This is a genomic window from Planosporangium spinosum, assembly GCF_049999945.1.
GTDB lineage: Bacteria > Actinomycetota > Actinomycetes > Mycobacteriales > Micromonosporaceae > Planosporangium > Planosporangium spinosum.
The window spans coordinates 41,505-58,910 of sequence record NZ_JBLYUB010000030.1 but is presented as its reverse complement, the minus strand read 5'-3'; the positions used below and the strand labels follow the sequence as shown (position 1 = coordinate 58,910).

General features: G+C 70.5%; 17 protein-coding genes. 16 read left to right on the top strand and 1 reads right to left on the bottom strand.

Annotation, left to right across the window (positions count from 1 at the left end; all coding sequences use genetic code 11):
* From ACNTMW_RS29025 to ACNTMW_RS28985, 9 genes are all read left to right on the top strand, one after another.
* Positions 1-1,644 (top strand): thiamine pyrophosphate-binding protein, encoded by a 1,644-nt coding sequence (locus ACNTMW_RS29025; protein ID WP_426637089.1) that lies wholly within the window; start codon positions 1-3, stop codon positions 1,642-1,644.
* A gap of 53 nt (positions 1,645-1,697) precedes the next feature.
* Positions 1,698-2,129, top strand: a complete 432-nt coding sequence (locus tag ACNTMW_RS29020) for a nuclear transport factor 2 family protein (RefSeq protein WP_426637088.1) — start codon at positions 1,698-1,700, stop codon at positions 2,127-2,129.
* A gap of 127 nt (positions 2,130-2,256) precedes the next feature.
* Positions 2,257-2,688: a nuclear transport factor 2 family protein gene (locus ACNTMW_RS29015; protein WP_426637087.1), complete on the top strand. Its 432-nt coding sequence runs from the start codon at positions 2,257-2,259 to the stop codon at positions 2,686-2,688.
* Position 2,689: 1 nt separating this feature from the next.
* Positions 2,690-3,142, top strand: a complete 453-nt coding sequence (locus ACNTMW_RS29010) for a nuclear transport factor 2 family protein (RefSeq protein ID WP_426637086.1) — start codon at positions 2,690-2,692, stop codon at positions 3,140-3,142.
* A 34-nt stretch (positions 3,143-3,176) separates the two neighbouring features.
* Complete coding sequence (locus ACNTMW_RS29005) at positions 3,177-3,572, top strand: nuclear transport factor 2 family protein (RefSeq protein WP_426637085.1); 396 nt, start codon at positions 3,177-3,179, stop codon at positions 3,570-3,572.
* Entirely contained in the window at positions 3,569-5,158 is a 1,590-nt protein-coding gene (locus ACNTMW_RS29000; RefSeq protein ID WP_426637084.1) for a GMC family oxidoreductase, read from the top strand. The genes ACNTMW_RS29005 and ACNTMW_RS29000 overlap by 4 nt, the downstream gene beginning before the upstream one ends.
* On the top strand, positions 5,151-5,756 hold the full coding sequence (locus tag ACNTMW_RS28995) for a DJ-1/PfpI family protein (protein WP_426637083.1): 606 nt from the start codon (positions 5,151-5,153) through the stop codon (positions 5,754-5,756). The genes ACNTMW_RS29000 and ACNTMW_RS28995 overlap by 8 nt, the downstream gene beginning before the upstream one ends.
* A complete protein-coding gene (locus ACNTMW_RS28990; RefSeq protein ID WP_426637082.1) occupies positions 5,753-6,223 on the top strand; it encodes a VOC family protein in 471 nt (156 codons plus the stop codon). Before ACNTMW_RS28995 ends, ACNTMW_RS28990 begins: the two co-directional genes overlap by 4 nt.
* A gap of 63 nt (positions 6,224-6,286) precedes the next feature.
* A complete protein-coding gene (locus ACNTMW_RS28985) occupies positions 6,287-7,309 on the top strand; it encodes an aldo/keto reductase (protein ID WP_426637081.1) in 1,023 nt (340 codons plus the stop codon).
* A 110-nt stretch (positions 7,310-7,419) separates the two neighbouring features.
* Here ACNTMW_RS28985 and ACNTMW_RS28980 read toward each other — a convergent pair whose 3' ends face one another.
* Positions 7,420-8,673: an IS701 family transposase gene (locus ACNTMW_RS28980; RefSeq protein ID WP_426637080.1), complete on the bottom strand. Its 1,254-nt coding sequence runs from the start codon at positions 8,671-8,673 to the stop codon at positions 7,420-7,422.
* An 830-nt stretch (positions 8,674-9,503) separates the two neighbouring features.
* On the opposite strand from ACNTMW_RS28980, the gene ACNTMW_RS28975 reads away from it, so the two are divergent.
* From ACNTMW_RS28975 to ACNTMW_RS28945, 7 genes are all read left to right on the top strand, one after another.
* Positions 9,504-10,445, top strand: coding sequence for an NAD(P)/FAD-dependent oxidoreductase (locus ACNTMW_RS28975; protein WP_426637079.1), 942 nt, complete (start codon positions 9,504-9,506; stop codon positions 10,443-10,445).
* 31 nt (positions 10,446-10,476) lie between these two features.
* Complete coding sequence (locus tag ACNTMW_RS28970) at positions 10,477-10,797, top strand: UBP-type zinc finger domain-containing protein (RefSeq protein WP_426637078.1); 321 nt, start codon at positions 10,477-10,479, stop codon at positions 10,795-10,797.
* Positions 10,794-12,182, top strand: a complete 1,389-nt coding sequence (locus tag ACNTMW_RS28965) for a peroxidase family protein (protein ID WP_426637077.1) — start codon at positions 10,794-10,796, stop codon at positions 12,180-12,182. The genes ACNTMW_RS28970 and ACNTMW_RS28965 overlap by 4 nt, the downstream gene beginning before the upstream one ends.
* A 286-nt stretch (positions 12,183-12,468) precedes the next feature.
* The gene (locus ACNTMW_RS28960; RefSeq protein WP_426637076.1) at positions 12,469-14,283 is read left to right on the top strand and encodes an AGE family epimerase/isomerase; all 1,815 of its coding nucleotides are present in this window, start codon (positions 12,469-12,471) and stop codon (positions 14,281-14,283) included.
* 99 nt (positions 14,284-14,382) lie between these two features.
* Positions 14,383-14,757, top strand: a complete 375-nt coding sequence (locus ACNTMW_RS28955) for an STAS domain-containing protein (RefSeq protein WP_426637075.1) — start codon at positions 14,383-14,385, stop codon at positions 14,755-14,757.
* Complete coding sequence (gene glgX, locus ACNTMW_RS28950) at positions 14,754-16,874, top strand: glycogen debranching protein GlgX (protein ID WP_426637074.1); 2,121 nt, start codon at positions 14,754-14,756, stop codon at positions 16,872-16,874. Before ACNTMW_RS28955 ends, glgX begins: the two co-directional genes overlap by 4 nt.
* 47 nt (positions 16,875-16,921) lie before the next feature.
* Positions 16,922-17,263 carry an STAS domain-containing protein gene (locus tag ACNTMW_RS28945; RefSeq protein ID WP_426637073.1) on the top strand — a complete coding sequence of 114 codons (342 nt, stop codon included), beginning with the start codon at positions 16,922-16,924 and terminating at the stop codon, positions 17,261-17,263.
* Positions 17,264-17,406 lie beyond the last annotated feature (143 nt).

Here is a 17,406-nt window from a genome sequence, read left to right as displayed (position 1 = left end):
GTGGCCAGGGCCGGTAAAGAAGCAATCATCGAGCAATTTCTCGCCGACGGCATCAGGTACATGTTCGGCAATCCGGGAACCGTCGAGCAGGGATTTCTCGACGCGTTGGAGCGGTTCCCCGATTTCCACTACATCCTGACGCTGCAGGAGACCGTGGCGGCCGGAATCGCCGACGGGTACGCCCGGGCGACCCGCGGGCCGGCCGTGCTGCAACTGCACAGCGGCGTGGGACTGGGCAACGGCATCGGCATGATGTACCAGTCCAGGCGCGGGCACACGCCGCTGGTCGTCATCGCCGGCGAGGCGGGCGTCGCGTACGACGCGATGGACGCGCAGATGGCCGCCGACCTGGTGTCGATGGCCCGCCCGGTGACCAAGTGGGCGACCCGGGTGGTCGACCACCGGTCCCTGCTGCGGGTGCTGCGCCGGGCCATCAAGATCGCTATGACGCCGCCGCGTGGCCCGGTCTTCGTCGCGCTGCCGATGGACGTGCTCGACGCGCTCAACGACGAGCCGGCCGTACCCACGGTGGTGCCGGACACCCGGGTCGTGCCGGCGCCCGACCTGGTGGCGCGGGCGGGCGCGCTGCTCGCCCCGGCGCAGCGGCCGGTGGTGCTGGTCGGCGACGGGGTGTCGGTGGCCGGCGCCGAGCCGGAGTTGGCCCGGGTGGCCGAGAAGCTCGGCGCGGACGTCTGGTTCGCCGACTCGTCCGAGGCGCACCTGCCGGCCGGGCACCCGCTGGCCCGTGGCGCGCTGGGGCACATGTTCGGCCCGGTGAGCCGGGCCGCGGTGGCCGACGCGGACACCGTGCTGATCGTCGGCACGTACCTGTTCCCCGAGGTCTTCCCCGATCTGACCAGCCCGTTCCGGCCGGACGCGCGGATCGTGCACGTCGACCTCGACGCGTACGAGATCGCCAAGAACCATCCGGTGACCCTGGGACTGGTGGCCGACCCGAAGCCCACCCTGGCCGCGCTCGCCGACACGCTGGACCGGCTGCGCACCCCCGAACAGGACACGGCGGCCGCGGCCCGGATCGCGCGACGGCGGGCCGAACGGGCCGCCGCGGCACGGCCGGGGGACACCCTGATCGACGCGTTCCTGGCCGAGCTGGCCCGGCGCGCACCGGACGACCTGATGGTGTTCGACGAGGCGCTGACCGCCTCGCCGTACGTGGTGCGGCATCTCCAGCCGAGCCGACCGGGGCACTACTTCCTGACCCGGGGCGGATCGCTGGGCGTGGGTATCCCGGGCGCGGTCGGCCTGAAGCTCGCCCACCCCGACCGGACGGTGGTCAGCTTCAGCGGGGACGGCGGCAGCCTCTACACCTACCAGGCACTGTGGACCGCGGTCCGGCACGACGTGCCGGCGTCGTTCGTGGTCTGCAACAACCACCGGTACGAGCTGCTCAACGAGAACATCGCGCAGTACTGGACCGAGCGCGACATCGCGGTGCACCCGTTCCCGCGCTCCTTCGACCTGTCGCATCCGGAGGTCGACTTCGTCGGCCTGGCCCGTTCCTTCGGCGCTGACGGGATGCGGGTCGACAAGCCCGACCAGGTGGCCGAGGCGGTCGACCGGATGCTCACCACCGACCGGCCGTTCCTCATCGACCTGCTCACCGACGACACCGTACGCGGGTGACAGCCGTCGCGCCGACCCCGCCGCACCACCGGCTCCACGAAGGAGGGACCGACATGCCGTTCACCGAAACCGCGATCCGCAACCTGGTCGACGACTGGTACTCGGCGCTCGACCGGCACGTCGACCTGGCCGAGGCGCTCGGCTACCTGGTCGACGACGGCCTGCAGATGCGCTTCCCGGAGACCACCTCGCGTGGCCACGCCGGCTTCGCCGACTGGTACAAGGCGGTCACCAACCGGTTCTTCGACGAGGTGCACACCGTCTCCTCGGTCGAGATCACCGAGTGGTCCGCCGGCCGGGCGACGCTCAAGGTCGTCGTGAACTGGCAGGCCAGGATCTGGAACCCGCCGGCGCCGAAGAGCCAGTGGCTCGGCTTCGACGCGTACCAGACCTGGGAGGTCGTGCCGGGGCCGGACGGCGCCCCGCAGATCAGGACGTACATCGTCGACGCGCTGCGGCCCATGCCGGGCTCCGCGTCGCTGTAGACCACCGACCCGCCGCGCCCACCGGCGGCTGCGCCGTGGTGAGCCGGCAACCGCCGCCGCGACCGCGGCACCCGCAGGACCCGCGTCCTGGACGGACCAGGACCGGCCACCATGAAGGAGGAACGTCATGGCCAACACCGATCTCGTGCTGAAGATGTACGAGTACTTCGGCAACGGCGACATGGACAAGATCAGGTCCGAGGTCTTCCACCCCGAGGTCACCTGGGCGATGCCGGGCCACCACCCGCTGTCGGGGACGATGAGGGGCGCCGACGAGGTGATCGCCTTCCTGGCCGACCTGTTCCAGGCCGGTATCACCGTCGACGACGTGCACTTCGGCGAGCTCGACGACGGCACCGTGGTCGAGAAGCACCACGGCCACGGCACCGCCGACGGCCAGGAGTACCTCTTCCCGACCTGCACCTCGTACGGCATCCAGGACGGCCGCATCCGGGCGGTGCAGGTGCACACCGCCGACCAGCACGGCGTCGACCGCTACATGTGGTCGCGCTTCCAGCTCAAGGGCGTCGGTGAGCGCCTGGCCGCGACGGCGGTCTGACATGGCGCTGACGAAGGAGCTGGTGGAGGCCGCCTACCAGGCCCTGGCCACCGGCGACCGCAGGCAGGTCGAGCGGTACTGGGCCGAGGACATGCGCTGGCTGGTCCCGGGCAACCACCAGCTCGCCGGCTGGTGGGAGGGGCTCGACGGGTTCTTCGCCTTCATGGAGCAGGTCGGCAAGCTCTCCGGCGGCAGCTTCGTGATGACCCGCTCGGCGATCCTGCTCAGCGAGGACATGTCGGCCGACGTGTCGCACAACGTCGGTACCCGCGTCACCGCGCGGGACGGCAGCGTCTCGCCGTACGACCGGCTGGAGATCGACGTGATCCACCTGCTGCGGTGGCGCGACGACAAGGTAGTCGAGGGTCGCGGGGCGATCTTCGGCGACGGCACGACGCAGTTCAACCAGTTCTGGTCGCAGCTGGCCGCCGACGCCACCCGCGTCGGGGTGTGACCGGCCGGCCTCTCTAAGACGCGGAAGGGCACTCATGGACACCAGGGACGTTGTGGACAGGTACTACGCGCTCGCCAACGCCGGGGACTGGGACGCCTGGTGCGACCTGTTCGACCCCGACCAGGTCATGGACGAGCAGCTCGCCGGCCACGTGGCCGGCCGGGAGACGCTCCGGGAGATGATGAAGGGCTTCCCGGACATGTACGCGAGCTTCGCCAACCGGCCGCGGCACGTCGTCGTCGACGGCGAGCAGGCCGCGGTGGTCTCGCACATCTCCGCGACCACCCCGACCGGGGGCCGGATCGAGGCGGACGTGGCGAACTACTTCCGGGTCAGCGGCGGGCGCATCACGTACCTGGCCAACTTCCACGACACGGTGCCCTTCCGCGCCGTCCTGTCCGGTACCGCCGCCGACGGAGGCGAGTCATGAGCGTCGAGGAGTACGACTACGTCGTCGTCGGCGGCGGTACCGCGGGGTCGGTGCTGGCCAACCGGCTGACCGAGGACCCCGAGGTGCGGGTGCTGGTACTCGAGGCCGGCGGCGGCTTCGTGCCGGCCAACGTGGACGCCGCCCCGCTGTGGTACACGCTGCTCGGCAGCGGCGTCGACTGGGGCTACCGGACGGTGCCCCAGCCGGCGCTGGGCGGCCGGCAGGTGTACGAGCCGCGCGGCAAGCTGCCCGGTGGCAGCAGCAACCTCTACATCATGATGCACGTCCGGGGGCACCCCTCGGATTTCGACAACTGGGCCTACCAGGGAGCGGCCGGCTGGTCGTACGCCGATCTGGCGCCGTACTTCAGCAAACTGGAGGCGCAGGAGGACCGGACCGACCCCCGCATCGGCACCGGCGGACCGCAGGTGGTGACCAACGCCGGCGGCCCGGACCACAACCCGGTGTCGCGGGTCTTCATCGACGCCTGCAAGGAGCTGGGCCACCGGGAGGTGTCCGACTTCAACGGGCCGGAGATGATCGGCGCCGGCTGGCACCACATCGACGTCAAGGACGGCGAGCGCCGCGGCGCGCTCCGGTCGTTCCTGGAGCCGGCGCTGGCCCGGCCCAACCTGACGCTGCGCACCGACGCGTACGCGACGAAGCTGGTGTTCGAGGGCACCCGCTGCGTCGGGGTGGACTACCGGCAGGAGGCGCCCGCGGCGCCGGCCGGGGAGGGCCGGCTGCTGCCCGGCATCGAGCCCGGCGAGCCCGGCCGGCGGCGGGTGCGCGCCACCCGGGAGGTCCTGGTGTGCCTGGGTGCCATCGACTCGCCCAAGCTGCTGCTGCTGTCCGGCCTCGGTGACGCGCGGCAGCTGCGCGAATTCGACCTCCCGGTGGTGGCCGACCTGCCCGGGGTGGGGGAGAACTTCCACAACCACGTGCTCACCGGCGTCATCGCGGAGACCGCCGACCCGGTGCCCCCGGGCCGGCAGAATCTGTCCGAGTCGGCGCTGTTCGCCGTCTCGCAGCCGGGCATGATCGCGCCCGACCTGCAGATCGCGTTCGTCCACGTGCCCTTCGACATCATCGTCGGGCGCAACCACCCGAACGCGGTGTCGATCCTGCCCGGCGTGGTGCGGCCCCACTCGCGCGGCAGCATCCGGCTGGCCTCCGCCGACCCGGCCGATCCGCCGCTGATCGACCCGAACTACCTGGGTGACCGGTCCGACCTGGAGCGCCTGGTCCAGGCGGTCAAGCTCAGCCGGGACATCTTCGCCACCGGCGCGTTCAAGGGCCTGCTCGCCGGCGAGCTGCTGCCCGGCCCGGACGTGCGTACCGACCGCGAGATCGAGCAGTTCGTCCGTGACCGGGCCGACTGCTACCACCACCAGGCCGGCTCCTGCCGGATGGGCATCGACGACCTGGCCGTCGTCGACCCGCAACTGCGGGTGCGCGGTGTCGAGGGCGTGCGGGTGGTGGACGCGAGCGTGATGCCTGCCGTGCCCTCCGGCAACTGCCACACGGCCATCGTGGCGATCGCCGAGCGCGCCGCCGATCTGGTCAAGGAGGCCCGGGATGGCTGACGTGGTGCTGCGCGAGGGGCCGCTGACCGGCGCCCGGATCGCGGTCCTGGTGGAGAGCGACTTCTTCGAGCCGGAGATCCACTACTACCAGCGCCGGTTCGCCGAGGAGGGCGCCGAGGTGCACTTCCTGACCCGGCTGTGGGGCCAGGAGTCGCTCACCTTCACCGGCCACGAGTGGCGCGCGCCGTTCACCGCGCACGAGAGTGTGGAGGGCGTCGACGACGCCGCGTTGCGGTCGTACGACGCGATGATCGTGCCGTCCGGCATGGTCTCCGACCGGTTGCGCTACACCGAGGACGTGGCGAGGCTGGCGCCGGCGGTCGACCTGATGCGCCGGGCCTTCGCCGAGCCCGGCATCCTCAAGGGAGTGATCTGCCACGGGTTCTGGCTGCTGGCGTCGATCCCGGAGACGATCCGCGGGCGGAAGGTGGTCTGCCACAACAACCTGGTCGGCGACGTCCGCAACATGGGCGCCGAGTACGTCGACGCCGACGTGGTGGTCGACGGCGACGACCTGGTGACCGGGCGGACCGGCATGCACGCCCACCTGTTCGCCCGGCAGATCATCGACCGCCTGATCGAACGGCGGCGACCGTGACCGCCCGGGCACCCGGCCTGCGCTGGTCGCACGTCGCGCTCAACTGCGCCGACCAGGCGGTGACCGAGGAGTTCTACCGGCGCTGGTTCGGATTCACCCGGGCCAGGGCGGTGCCGTTGGGGGACAGCGAGATCATCTTCCTCCGGCACGGCGACGTCTACCTGGAACTGTTCCACGCGCCGGAGGCGTCCGGCCTGGCCGTCACCGGTGACGGACCGCCGTACCGTGGCATCGCCCGGCATCTCGCGTTCCAGACCGACGACCTGGCGGCGTTCCTGGAGCGGGTGGGCGACGCTATCCCCGTGTCGCTGGGGCCGCTCGCGTTCGACGACGTCACCGCCGGCTGGCGCAGCGTCTGGCTCATCGACCCGGACGGCGTGGTGGTGGAGGTCAGCCAGGGCTATCGCGACACCGACGATCCGGTCGGCCCGGTCGCGCATACCCACGAGGATTCACGGTATCCCTGACGTTGCGCTGAAGCAGTAACCTCGGTCGGTCATCACCGGGGAAGCCAACCGAAGGGGTCGCACGTGAGGTACCGAACGCTCGGCCGCAGTGGCCTGCGGGTCTCGGAACTGTTCCTGGGCACCATGACGTTCGGCGAGGACTGGGGCTGGGGCGCGTCGGCGGAGGAGTGCCGCAAGCTGTTCACGGCGTACGTGGAGGCCGGTGGCAACGTCATCGACACCGCGAACAAGTACACCGAGGGCGCCAGCGAGCGCATCGTCGGCGACCTGTTGAAGGCCGACCGGGACCGGTTCGTGCTGGCGACGAAGTACACCCTGTCCAGCGACGGGTCGGATCCCAACGCCTCGGGCAACCACCGCAAGAACCTGGTCCGGTCGATCGAGGCGAGTCTCGCCCGCCTCGACACCGACCGGATCGACCTGCTGTGGGTGCACATCTGGGATCCGGCCACGCCGATCGAGGAGATGATGCGGGCGCTCGACGACACGGTGCGCGCCGGCAAGGTGCTGTACGTCGGCATCTCCGACACGCCGGCCTGGGTCGTCGCCCGGGCGAACACCCTCGCCGAGTGGCGGGGGTGGAGCCCGTTCGTGGGCCTGCAGCTGCCGTACAGCCTGCTGCAACGCGACGCCGAGCGGGAACTGCTGCCGATGGCCGACGGGCTGGGCCTGTCGGTCGCGGCGTGGTCGCCGCTGGCCCGCGGGCTGCTGTCCGGCAAGTTCACCCGGTCGACGTCGTCCACTGACAGCCGGGTGAACGCGGCCGAGGTCAGCGCGCGCGACCGGGCGGTCGCGCGCGAAGTGGACGCGGTCGCCGACGACCTGGGCGCCACCTCGTCACAGGTGGCGCTGGCCTGGCTGATGTCCGGCCGGCCGAACCTGCACCCGATCGTCGGGGCGCGCCGGTTGGAACAGCTCACCGACAACCTGGGCGCGGTCGACCTGACCCTGCCTGAGGAGGCGGTCCGCCGCCTCGACGAGGCCAGCGCGATCGAGCTGGGCTTCCCCAGCGACTTCATCGCGTCCATGCGGCAGTTCACGTACGGGCCGGTCGGGGCCAGGGTGGACCTGCCCGGCCGACCGTGAGGTGACCTGGCCGCCACCGGGCCGGGCGGCCAGGTGGCCAGGCCCGGCGCGGTGGCGTGGAGCGGGCACCGGACGTACCGGTGCCCGCCGCGTACGGTGCCCGCACCGTCTCATGCGGACCAGGTCATGTCGAACGCGGACTCCACCGCCTTGTCGGCGAGCGCCCGCAGGTCGTTGAGGACCCGGTAGGTGTAGGCCGCGGTGGCCAGCGTGACGTGGTGGTGCCAGCCGGCGAAGGTGCGCCCCTCGTAGTCGCGCAGACCGTACTGGCCGGCGAACTGCTCGATGCGCGGGCCGACCAGGTGCCGCTGCTTGGCCAGGGCGACCAGTTCGGTCAACGGTTGGTCGACCATGTTGGTGATCCAGAAGCCGCGCGGGCGTGGCTTGCCTAACGGCCACTCGCACAGCAGGACCCGTTGCGGTGCCGGCCCGGGCGGACGCCCGCCCATCCCGTCGGAGAGGGTGGCCCGGATCGGCAGGTGCAGGAACTGCGAGCGCAACGTGCTGGTGTGGTCGCGGCGCCACTCCACCGTCTCGCGCGCCAGGTTGCCGGCCCGGTCGGCCAGCTGGCCGACCGGGCCGTGCCAGGCCGGTACGGGCTCACCGGGCGGGTACCCCGTGGCGGCGCCGGCGCGTGCTGACCGCACGCCGGTGACGTCGCACCAGAGCCGCTGGGTGGGGGAGAGCTGGGCCAGGTACGGCTGACGGCGCAGCTCGAGACCGGCCAGGAACGGCTCGACGTTGCCCCGGTGCGCGGTGTCGACCACCACCGGTGCGGCCGGCATGCCCCACTCCAGCGCCATGTCGTCGAGGACTTCGAGCTGGTACTGCCAGTACGGCCGGGGAAGCTCATGGTCGGGCATCCGGGCCCGTGCCCGGCGCTCCTCGTCCCGGCCCCAGGACTCGGGCACCATGAGCCGCCAGTTGACCGGCACCGCGAGCTCCTCGACGGTGAGGGTGACCGCGATGGCCAGCTGGCAGTTGCAGACTCGGCCCAGCGACGGCACGTACTGCCGCTCCACGGCCGCCGAGAACCGGCCGTGCTTGGGAAAGTGGACCTCCTCGATCACCCACGCCGTCGGGCGCAGTTCCCGCACGAGGTGGCTGAGCAGCCGCTGCCGGATGGGCTCGGGGTCCCATGGGCTCTGGTTGATGAACTGCTGCAGGGACTGTTCGCTGCGCCCGGGCGCAGCGGCGACCAGGCGCCGGATGGACTTGCGTCCGGGTGCGTTGAGCAGCCCGTACAGGTATGTCTGCGCCGCGTGTCGTTGGTCGATACGGCTGAGCGTGGCGAAGATGTCGCCGCAGAACTCCTTGAAGCGTCCCTCGTGCGCTCGTGCGGTTGATCTAAACGATTCCGTCACCGTGCCTCTCCCCCGTGGTTGCCGATCCATGGATCATCGGTGATTCGATTATGTATTGGGCCAGGCTCTCGTAAAGTCTTCACTCGACGTAGTCCGATGTCGAGTTTCCAACCGCGTCACGGGTTCCGGTGGGAGATAAAACGCGCGACGTTCAAATACGACATTTCAGAATGGCCGCGCGCCCGGCAAAGGTGCAGGTACCGGCGGGGATTCCGATGGGGGCAACCTCGGCGTACGCCGATCGGCTGTCCGTTCGGGCGAGCGGCGATCGACTTTTCGTTACCGACGTCGGTACGAACGGGGCGATGCGAGCCGTCTGAATAGTCTACCCGGGCCGCGCACGCGGGTTGTCGTGGCGGGTGGGCGGGTGGAGATGGGTGGGCGGCCGACTGTGGCGCCGATTTCGGTAATGGCGCCGCCTGGGACGGTCAACCTCGACAAGGATAATGGCGAGAATGCATTTGCCGAGGGTTTTCGGCGGCAATACAGCGCTTTCCTGATCTGCCGGATGTCGGATGCCGGGTCGGGCGGTCGCGGCGGACGGTCGGGTGGGCCTCGCCGGGCGCGGCGGCCGATCTGACGTATTACGCGGGCGACTACACGTAGTACGCGGTAAATCACCGCGGGGGCGGTCGGCGCCGGAACGGCGTGCGAGACTCGGTGGGTCCCCTGAGTCCGGAACCGGTCACGTTGCATAGCCGGTCGGCGATCCGGGTCTCCCGCGTGACAGCCGTGGCGTCGTCGGTGACCGGACCGGCAGCGCGGGCACGCCGTCAGAACTCCATTGAGGACGGATCGTGTGGCCGCCACCGACCCGCGGAGGAAGCGCATTGACAACCCACGACCAATCCCCGGCCTCGGCCGACGCGCTCGTCATCGGCGGCGGCCCCGCCGGCCTGTCCGCCGCGCTCTACCTGGCGCGCTACAACCGCACCGTGCTGGTCTTCGACACCGGCCACGGCCGCTCGACCCACCACCAGAAGAACCGCAACTACCTCGGGTTCCCCGACGGCATCGCGACGATCGGCCTGCGCGAGCTGGCTCGGCGCCAGCTGGAGCCGTACGAGCAGATCCATGTCGTCCACCACGTCGTCTCGTCCATCTCCGGCGACGGCGAGCAGGGGTTCACCGCCGTCGGCCAGGGTGGGCGCAGCTGGCACGGTCGGGTGGTGGTGCTGGCCACCGGTGTCCTCGACCACTTCCCGCACTTCCCGGGCTGGGAGGCGTACGTCGGTCGCAGCATGTTCTGGTGCATCACCTGTGACGGGTACGAGAACCGCGGCCGTTCGATCCTGGTCGTCGGGCACACCGACGCCGCGGCCGGCGAGGCGATGCAGCTGCACAGCCTGACCGACCGGATCCGGCTGCTGACCAACAGCCACTCCAACGAGATTAGTCCCACGTTCCGCACCCGCCTCGACAACGCCGGCATCCCGGTGATCGACGACCACATCCGCTCCGTCGAGGGCGCCGACGGCATGATGACGGCCGTGCTGACCCGCGGCGGGCTGCGCCTCGAGCTGGACTCGCTGTTCAGCATCCAGGGCGCCACCCCGGAGACCGCGCTGGCCCGGCAGCTCGGGGTGAAGCTCGCCGCGAGCGGCTGGATCGACGTCGACACCGAGCAGAAGACGTCGGTACCCGGGGTGTACGCCGCCGGCGACGTGACCGCGCTGCACTCCCACCAGGTGACCGCCGCCGTGCACGAGGGCGCGCAGGCGGCTTCGGCCGCCAACTACTTCCTGTATCCGCCGGAGCTCAAGGCCGACTGAGTCGCCGTCACCGCGAAAGGGAACCGTCGAGATGACCGCATGGACCGTGGTCGGGGACGCCGAGGGCAATCCGACGTCGAAGACGTGCCACCACCTGCAGAACGCCCGCGACGTCACGCCGAGCACCAGCCGCGGCTGCGAGGACTGCCTGCGCGAGGGTACCCGCTGGGTGCACCTGCGCGAGTGCCTCGAGTGCGGACACGTCGGCTGCTGCGACAACTCGCCGCGGCGGCACGCCACCGCGCACTGGCGGCACACCGGGCACGCCCTGGTGCGCTCGCTGGAGCCCGGCGAGGAGTGGGGTTGGTGCTACCCCGACGAGCTGTTCCTCCTGCCCGGGGAGCAGGCGTGACGGCCGCACCGGTACGCGCCGCCCAGCGGCGCATCGTCCGCGACCACTGCCTGGCCCCGAGCCGGACCGTCGACGCCCCGTCGCTGGGCGCCCGGTACGACCGCATGTTCACCGCATTGCCGCCGCTGGTCACCGAGCCGGACGCGCTCTACGCGGCCGGTACGCCGGGCGGCCTGTGCGACGCCTCGCGGTTCCCGAGCCGCCCGGGGCACGCCCCCGACGACGGACAGGAGGCGGCCGGCTGGCCGTTCTTCGGACAGCTCGTCGCGCACGACATCACCGCCGACCGGTCACCGGTGGGCGTCCGCGCCGACGTGGCCGCGCTGCGCAACGCCCGGTCACCCCGGCTCAACCTGGAGATGGTGCACGCCGAGGGGCCGGTCGGCTCGCCGTACCTCTACGACGCGCAGGACCCGGCGCTGCTGCTCACCGCGCCCGACGGGCTCGACCTGCCGCGCAACTGGCAGGGTACGGCGCTGATCGGCGACCCGCGCAACGACGTGCACTGCTTCGTGGCCCATCTGCACCTGGCGTTCCTGCACGCGCACAACCGCCTGGTCGACCGGCTGCGCGAGGACGGGGTGGCCGAGGAGGACCTCTTCGAGGAGGCCCGCCGGGCGCTGGTGTGGCACTACCAGTGGATCGTGGTCGAGGACTTCCTGCCCCGGCTGGTGGGGCGAGAACTGGTCGACGAGATCCGCACCGCCGGGCCGCGCTTCTTCTCCCCGCCGCCCGGCGAGGCGTACATCCCGCTCGAGTTCGCCGACGCGGCGTACCGGTACGGCCATGGGCAGATCCGGCACCGCTACCGGTTGCAGCCGGGCGGCCCCGAGTACCCGCTCTTCCCCGACCTGTTCGGGCACGGACCGATCCCGCCCGAGCACCGCCTCGACTGGGCGGAGGTGTTCGACCTGCCCGGCCGGGCGCCCGCGCAGCGGGCCAAACGCCTCGACGGCGGCCTGCCGGCCAGCCTCATCGTGCTGCCGCGGGAGATCACCGGGGACGTGGCGGTGGCCGAGCACCGGTCGCTGGCGGTCCGCGACCTGCTGCGGGGACGGGCCACCGCGTTGCCGTCCGGGGAAGCGGTCGCCGACCTGTTCGGTGAACCCGCGCTGAGCCGCGACGAGGTGGGGGAGGAGTGGCGCGGCGGAACTCCACTGTGGCTGTACGTCCTCAAGGAGGCCCAGCATCGCGGCGGGGGCAACCGGCTCGGCCCGGTCGGCGGCCGCATCGTCGCCGAGGTGCTGATCGGTCTGCTGCGCGCCGATGCCGACGCGTACCTGACGGTCGACCCCGCCTGGCGTCCCACCCTGCCCGCCGCCGGCGTCCGGTTCGGCCTGGCCGATCTGCTCGTGTTCGCACAGCCGCCCCGGGCGGTCCCCTGACCGTCGGCGCACCGCGGGCCGTGGCCGACGATCGGCCACGGCCCGCGTCGTCGTGTCCCGGTTTCCGGCGTGCGTGCGACTGTCGGGAACCGGTGCGGCCTTCCGTAATAGGCAGGCAGATATACGAGGGACTTGACGAAGCCGGCCGGTCGATTTCATGACGCCCGGCCGGGCGGCCCCCGTTCTGTTGACGCTCTCCCCGTGAGCTGGCGACGATTTGGCTCTACCGCCTGCTGAACCCTGCCGGGGCCGTTTGCGGTCAGCATGCCTGTTGAGGAGGCCGACCATGACCGATGCCATGCGATTTCCCTTCATGGACACCATCGCGGGGAGCATCACCGAATTCAACCGCGAAAGAAGGGTATTTGGCCTGCGTACGATCGACGGCCGACATTTCGATGTGCGGCTGTCGGACGGCATGTCGGCCGAGCTGCTCCGCAATCTCGACGAGCCGTACGCCGACGCCAGCGAGCACGTCGACGACATGCTCACGCCGGGCCGCCACCTGTTCGCCTACGGCGTCTTCTACCCGGAGGGTGACGGGTACAACTACGAGGCCAAGCGCCTGGTCTTCCAGGGTCGCCGGGTCGGCGAGTACGGCTTCGAGAAGCCCGACTGGTGGATCAACCAGGTCAATTCGCTGGCCGGCTTCTACCGGAAGGCGCAGTTCGGCCGCGGCCCGATCGACTACAAGGAGTACCGGACCAACATCCGGCTCGGCGGAGAGAAGGCCGACAGCCACGTGCAGGAGACCGACACCATTTCCCGCATGGTGTACGGGATGGCGTCGGCGTACCTGCTGACCGGTAACGAGGAATACCTCGAGGTGGCCGAGAAGGGCACCGGGTACCTGCGCGACCACATGCGTTTCGTCGACCGCGAAGCCGATGTCGTGTACTGGTACCACGGCATCAAGGTGGAGGGTGACTACGAGCGCAAACTGTTCACCTCGGAATTCGACGACGACTACGACGCGATTCCGATGTACGAGCAGATCTACGCGCTGGCCGGCCCCACCCAGACCTTCCGGGTCACCGGTGACCCGCGCATCGCCGCCGATGTAGACGGCACGCTGCGGCTGTTCGAGAAGTACTTCCGCGACCACTCCGGCGGCGGCTACTACTCGCACATCGACCCGGTGCTGCTCAGCCCGCACCACGACTCGCTGCGGTTCAACCGGTCCCGCAAGAACTGGAACTCGGTGGGCGACCACGCCCCGGCGTACCTGGTCAACATGCTGCTGGCCACCGGCGAGCAGCGGCACGCCGAGATGCTGGAGCGCACCTTCGACACCATCGTCGAGCACTTCCCGGACTACGACGCCAGCCCGTTCGTCAACGAGCGGTTCATGGCCGACTGGTCGCACGACCTGGGGCACACCTGGCAGCAGAACCGGGCGGTCGTGGGGCACAACCTCAAGATCGCGTGGAACCTGATGCGCATGTACGCGCAGAACCCGAAGTCCAGCTACCGCGACCTGGCCGAGAAGATCGCCGGGATCATGCCGGCGGTCGGCTCCGACCAGCAGCGCGGTGGCTGGTACGACGTGGTCGAGCGGGTGCGGCAGCCCGGGCAGGACTGGTACCGCTTCGCCTGGCACGACCGCAAGGCCTGGTGGCAGCAGGAGCAGGCGATCCTGGCGTACCTGATCCTGTTCGGCAGCATCGGCGGCGACGCCAACCGGGAGCAGGCGCGGCAGGCGGCCGGCTTCTACAACACGTTCTTCCTCGACCACGACGAGGGCGCCGTCTACTTCAACGTGCTCGCCAGCGGCATGCCCTACCTGCTCGGCACCGAGCGGCTGAAGGGCAGCCACTCGATGAGCATGTACCACTCCGCGGAGCTGTGCTACCTGGCCGCGGTCTACACCAACCTGCTGATCACCAAGCAGCCGCTCCAGCTGTGGTTCAAGCCCCGGCCGGACGCCGCCCGTACCCTGCGGGTCGCCCCCGACCTGCTCATGCCGGGCCGCGTCAGGCTGGCCGAGGTCGAGATCGACGACAAGCCGTGGGAGAGCTTCGACCCGGTGGCGATGACCGTCGAGCTGCCGGAGTCCGAGGACTCGCTGACCGTCAGGGTTCAGCTCACCCCGAACGACTGAGAAGGACCGATCCGACCGGTGGTGTTGCCGGGTCCGGTGCCTGGCCGGACCCGGCAACCATGCCCCCACACCGGCCACCTCCGCAAGGAAGGAGCGACCATGCACGTCACCAGAGACACGTTGAGCGACGTCACCGTGGCCCGCATCGTCGGGACCATCGACAGCAGGTACGCCCAGGAAGTGCACGAGGGGCTCATGCCGATCCTGCTGACCCGCCAGCCCCTCCTGCTCGACTTCAGCGAGGTGCCGTACGTCTCGCACGCCGGGCTGCGCACCATGCTCGCCGTCTACCGTCAGGCCCAGGCCATCGACGGCAAGGTGTGCGTGGTGGGCCTCAACGACGAACTGCGCCTGGTCCTGACGGCCACCGGGTTCCTGCGTTTCTTCGTGGTCGCCGACGACCTCGACGGGGGCCTGTCGGCGCTGCGCGACGAGCCGGCCGCCGGCCGGGTCGACGGGAGCGCCGCCGCATGACCGCGCCCCTGCACGTGGTCCGGGACCGCATCGACTCGTACCCCACCCACGACATCGCCGGGTACGGGGTGCGGCTGGGCCACCACCTACCGTTCGGCGCCACCCTGGTCCCGGGCGGGGTCAACTTCTCGGTCTACTCCAGCTCGGCGGAGGCCGTCTCGCTGGTGCTGTTCCACCGCGGCGAGCACATCCCGATGGCGGAGATCGAGATCCCGCACGAGTTCCGCATCGGCGGGGTCTGGGCGATCACCGTCTTCGGGCTCGACTACGAGAACCTCGACTACGGCTACCGGGTGTACGGGCCGGCGACGCCGCACATCGCCGACCGGTTCGACCCGACGCGCATCCTGGCCGACCCCTACGCGCGGGCGATGTCCGGGCGGGACACGTGGGGCGCGCAACCGGACTGGAACGACCCGTACCAGTACCGCTCGAAGCTGGCGTTCGACGACTTCGACTGGGAGGACGACCGCCCGCTGCGCATCCCTAACGAGGACCTGGTCATCTACGAGATGCACGTGCGCGGCTTCACCCGCGACCGGTCCTCGGGGGCGGCCGCGCCCGGCACCTACGCCGGTCTGGTGGAGAAGATCCCGTACCTGAAGTCGCTCGGGGTGAACTGTGTCGAGCTGATGCCGGTGTTCGAGTTCGACGAGTTCGAGAACAGCCGCATCGATCCGACCACCGGTGAGCTGCTGCTCAACTACTGGGGCTACTCGACGGTCGGCTTCTTCGCCCCGAAGGCGGGGTACGCCGCGACCGGCCCCTTCGGCATGCAGTGCGACGAGTTCAAGAACCTGGTCAAGGAGCTGCACGCCGCCGGCATCCAGGTGCTGCTCGACGTGGTGTTCAACCACACCGCGGAGGGCAACGAGGACGGCCCGACCATCCACTTCCGCGGGCTGGACAACCGCACCTACTACATCCTCACGCCCGAGGGGTACTACTACAACTTCAGCGGCACCGGCAACACCTTCAACTGCAACCATCCGGTGGTCCGCAACTACGTGCTGTCCTGCCTGCGGTACTGGGCCAGTGAGTACCATATCGACGGGTTCCGGTTCGACCTCGCGGCGATCCTCGACCGCGGCGAGGACGGCGCCCCGCTGGCCAACCCGCCGCTGCTGGAGGCGCTGTCGTACGACCCGCTGCTGCGCGACTGCGTGCTCATCGCCGAGGCGTGGGACGCGGGCGGGCTGTACCAGGTGGGGTCGTTCCCCAACTACGGCCGCTGGTCGGAGTGGAACGGCAGGTACCGCGACACCCTGCGACGGTTCCTCAAGGGCGATCCGGGCCAGGTCGGCGACCTGGCCACCCGCCTGGTCGGCTCGCCCGACCTGTACTCGTTGCGTGGTGCCGCCGCCTCGGTCAACTTCGTCACCTGCCACGACGGATTCACGCTGGCCGACCTCGTGTCGTACAACGGCAAGCACAACGAGGCCAACGGCGAGGGCAACCGGGACGGCAACGACGACAACGCGAGCTGGAACTGCGGGGTGGAGGGGCCCACCGGCGACCCCGAGGTCCTCGCGCTGCGGATGCGGCAGATGAAGAACGCGATGCTGCTGCTGCTCCTCAGCCAGGGCATACCGATGATCTACTCGGGCGACGAGGTGGGTCGCAGCCAGGGCGGCAACAACAACGCGTACTGCCACGACAGTCCGCTGACCTGGTTCGACTGGACCCTGGTCGAGCGCAACGCCGAGCTGCTCGACTTCGTGCGTACCTGCATCGCGTTCCGGTCCGCCCACCCGGTGCTGCGCGGACCGCTGCACCCGACCGGGGAGGACCACGCCGGCACCGGCCATCCGGATGTCAGCTGGCACGGCGTCCGGGCCTGGCAGGCCGACTGGTCGCCCGACAGCCGCCTGCTGGCGGTGATGCGCACCGGCCTGGCCGCCGACGGCGGGGCGGACTTCGTCTACCTGGCGGCCAATGCGCACTGGGAGGGGCACGACCTCGAGCTGCCGGAGCTGCCGGACGGGGTGCGCTGGCACCTGTTCACCGACACCGCGGCCGGCGCCGCGCCGGTCGGCGCCGAACCGGTGCTGGACGACCAGCGTTCGGTCCGGGTGGGGCCACGGTCCTGCCTGGTCCTGGTCGGCCGCCGGTCGTGAGGGTGGTGGGCGGTGAGGTGCCGGTCGACGGTGAAAGGGGCCGGTCGGTGAGCTTCCGGGCCTCCCTGCGACGCAGCGGGACCGTCGTGGTGATCACGCTGGCCGGGGTGCTCGACGCGGTCAGCGCCCCGGAGTTCCGGCAGCAGGTCGAGCGGGCGGTGGAGTCGACCGTCGAGCACCTCGTCCTGGACGTGAGCGAGGTGGGCTACCTGTCCTCCGGCGGCCTGCGGATGCTGGCGTACACCCGGCAGAAGCTGCCGGCGGGCGTGTCGATCGCGCTCGTCGGCGCCAACGAGACCATCCAGCGCACGATCCGGCTGGTCGGCTTCCACTACAGCCTGGAGTTCAGCGATCGGCTGCCGGGCGGGCAGGGCGACGCCACCGTGTGAGGCGGGCGCGGCGGTTCGGCCCGGCGGCACCGGAGGGATCCGGTGCCGCCGGGCCGATCGTCGTTTCCCGCCGCTCGCTCTACCGATCTTTGCCCGTTGTCGTTTCCCGCCGTCGTTCCCCGCCGTCGTTCCCCGTCGTCGGT

Coding starts and splice junctions, on each gene's coding strand:
- ACNTMW_RS29020 (WP_426637088.1), top strand. CDS start 1,698: ATGCCGTTCACCGAAACCGCGATCCGCAACCTGGTCGACGACTGGTAC.
- ACNTMW_RS29015 (WP_426637087.1), top strand. CDS start 2,257: ATGGCCAACACCGATCTCGTGCTGAAGATGTACGAGTACTTCGGCAAC.
- ACNTMW_RS29000 (WP_426637084.1), top strand. CDS start 3,569: ATGAGCGTCGAGGAGTACGACTACGTCGTCGTCGGCGGCGGTACCGCG.
- ACNTMW_RS28995 (WP_426637083.1), top strand. CDS start 5,151: ATGGCTGACGTGGTGCTGCGCGAGGGGCCGCTGACCGGCGCCCGGATC.
- ACNTMW_RS29010 (WP_426637086.1), top strand. CDS start 2,690: ATGGCGCTGACGAAGGAGCTGGTGGAGGCCGCCTACCAGGCCCTGGCC.
- ACNTMW_RS29005 (WP_426637085.1), top strand. CDS start 3,177: ATGGACACCAGGGACGTTGTGGACAGGTACTACGCGCTCGCCAACGCC.
- glgX (WP_426637074.1), top strand. CDS start 14,754: ATGACCGCGCCCCTGCACGTGGTCCGGGACCGCATCGACTCGTACCCC.
- ACNTMW_RS28970 (WP_426637078.1), top strand. CDS start 10,477: ATGACCGCATGGACCGTGGTCGGGGACGCCGAGGGCAATCCGACGTCG.
- ACNTMW_RS28960 (WP_426637076.1), top strand. CDS start 12,469: ATGACCGATGCCATGCGATTTCCCTTCATGGACACCATCGCGGGGAGC.
- ACNTMW_RS28955 (WP_426637075.1), top strand. CDS start 14,383: ATGCACGTCACCAGAGACACGTTGAGCGACGTCACCGTGGCCCGCATC.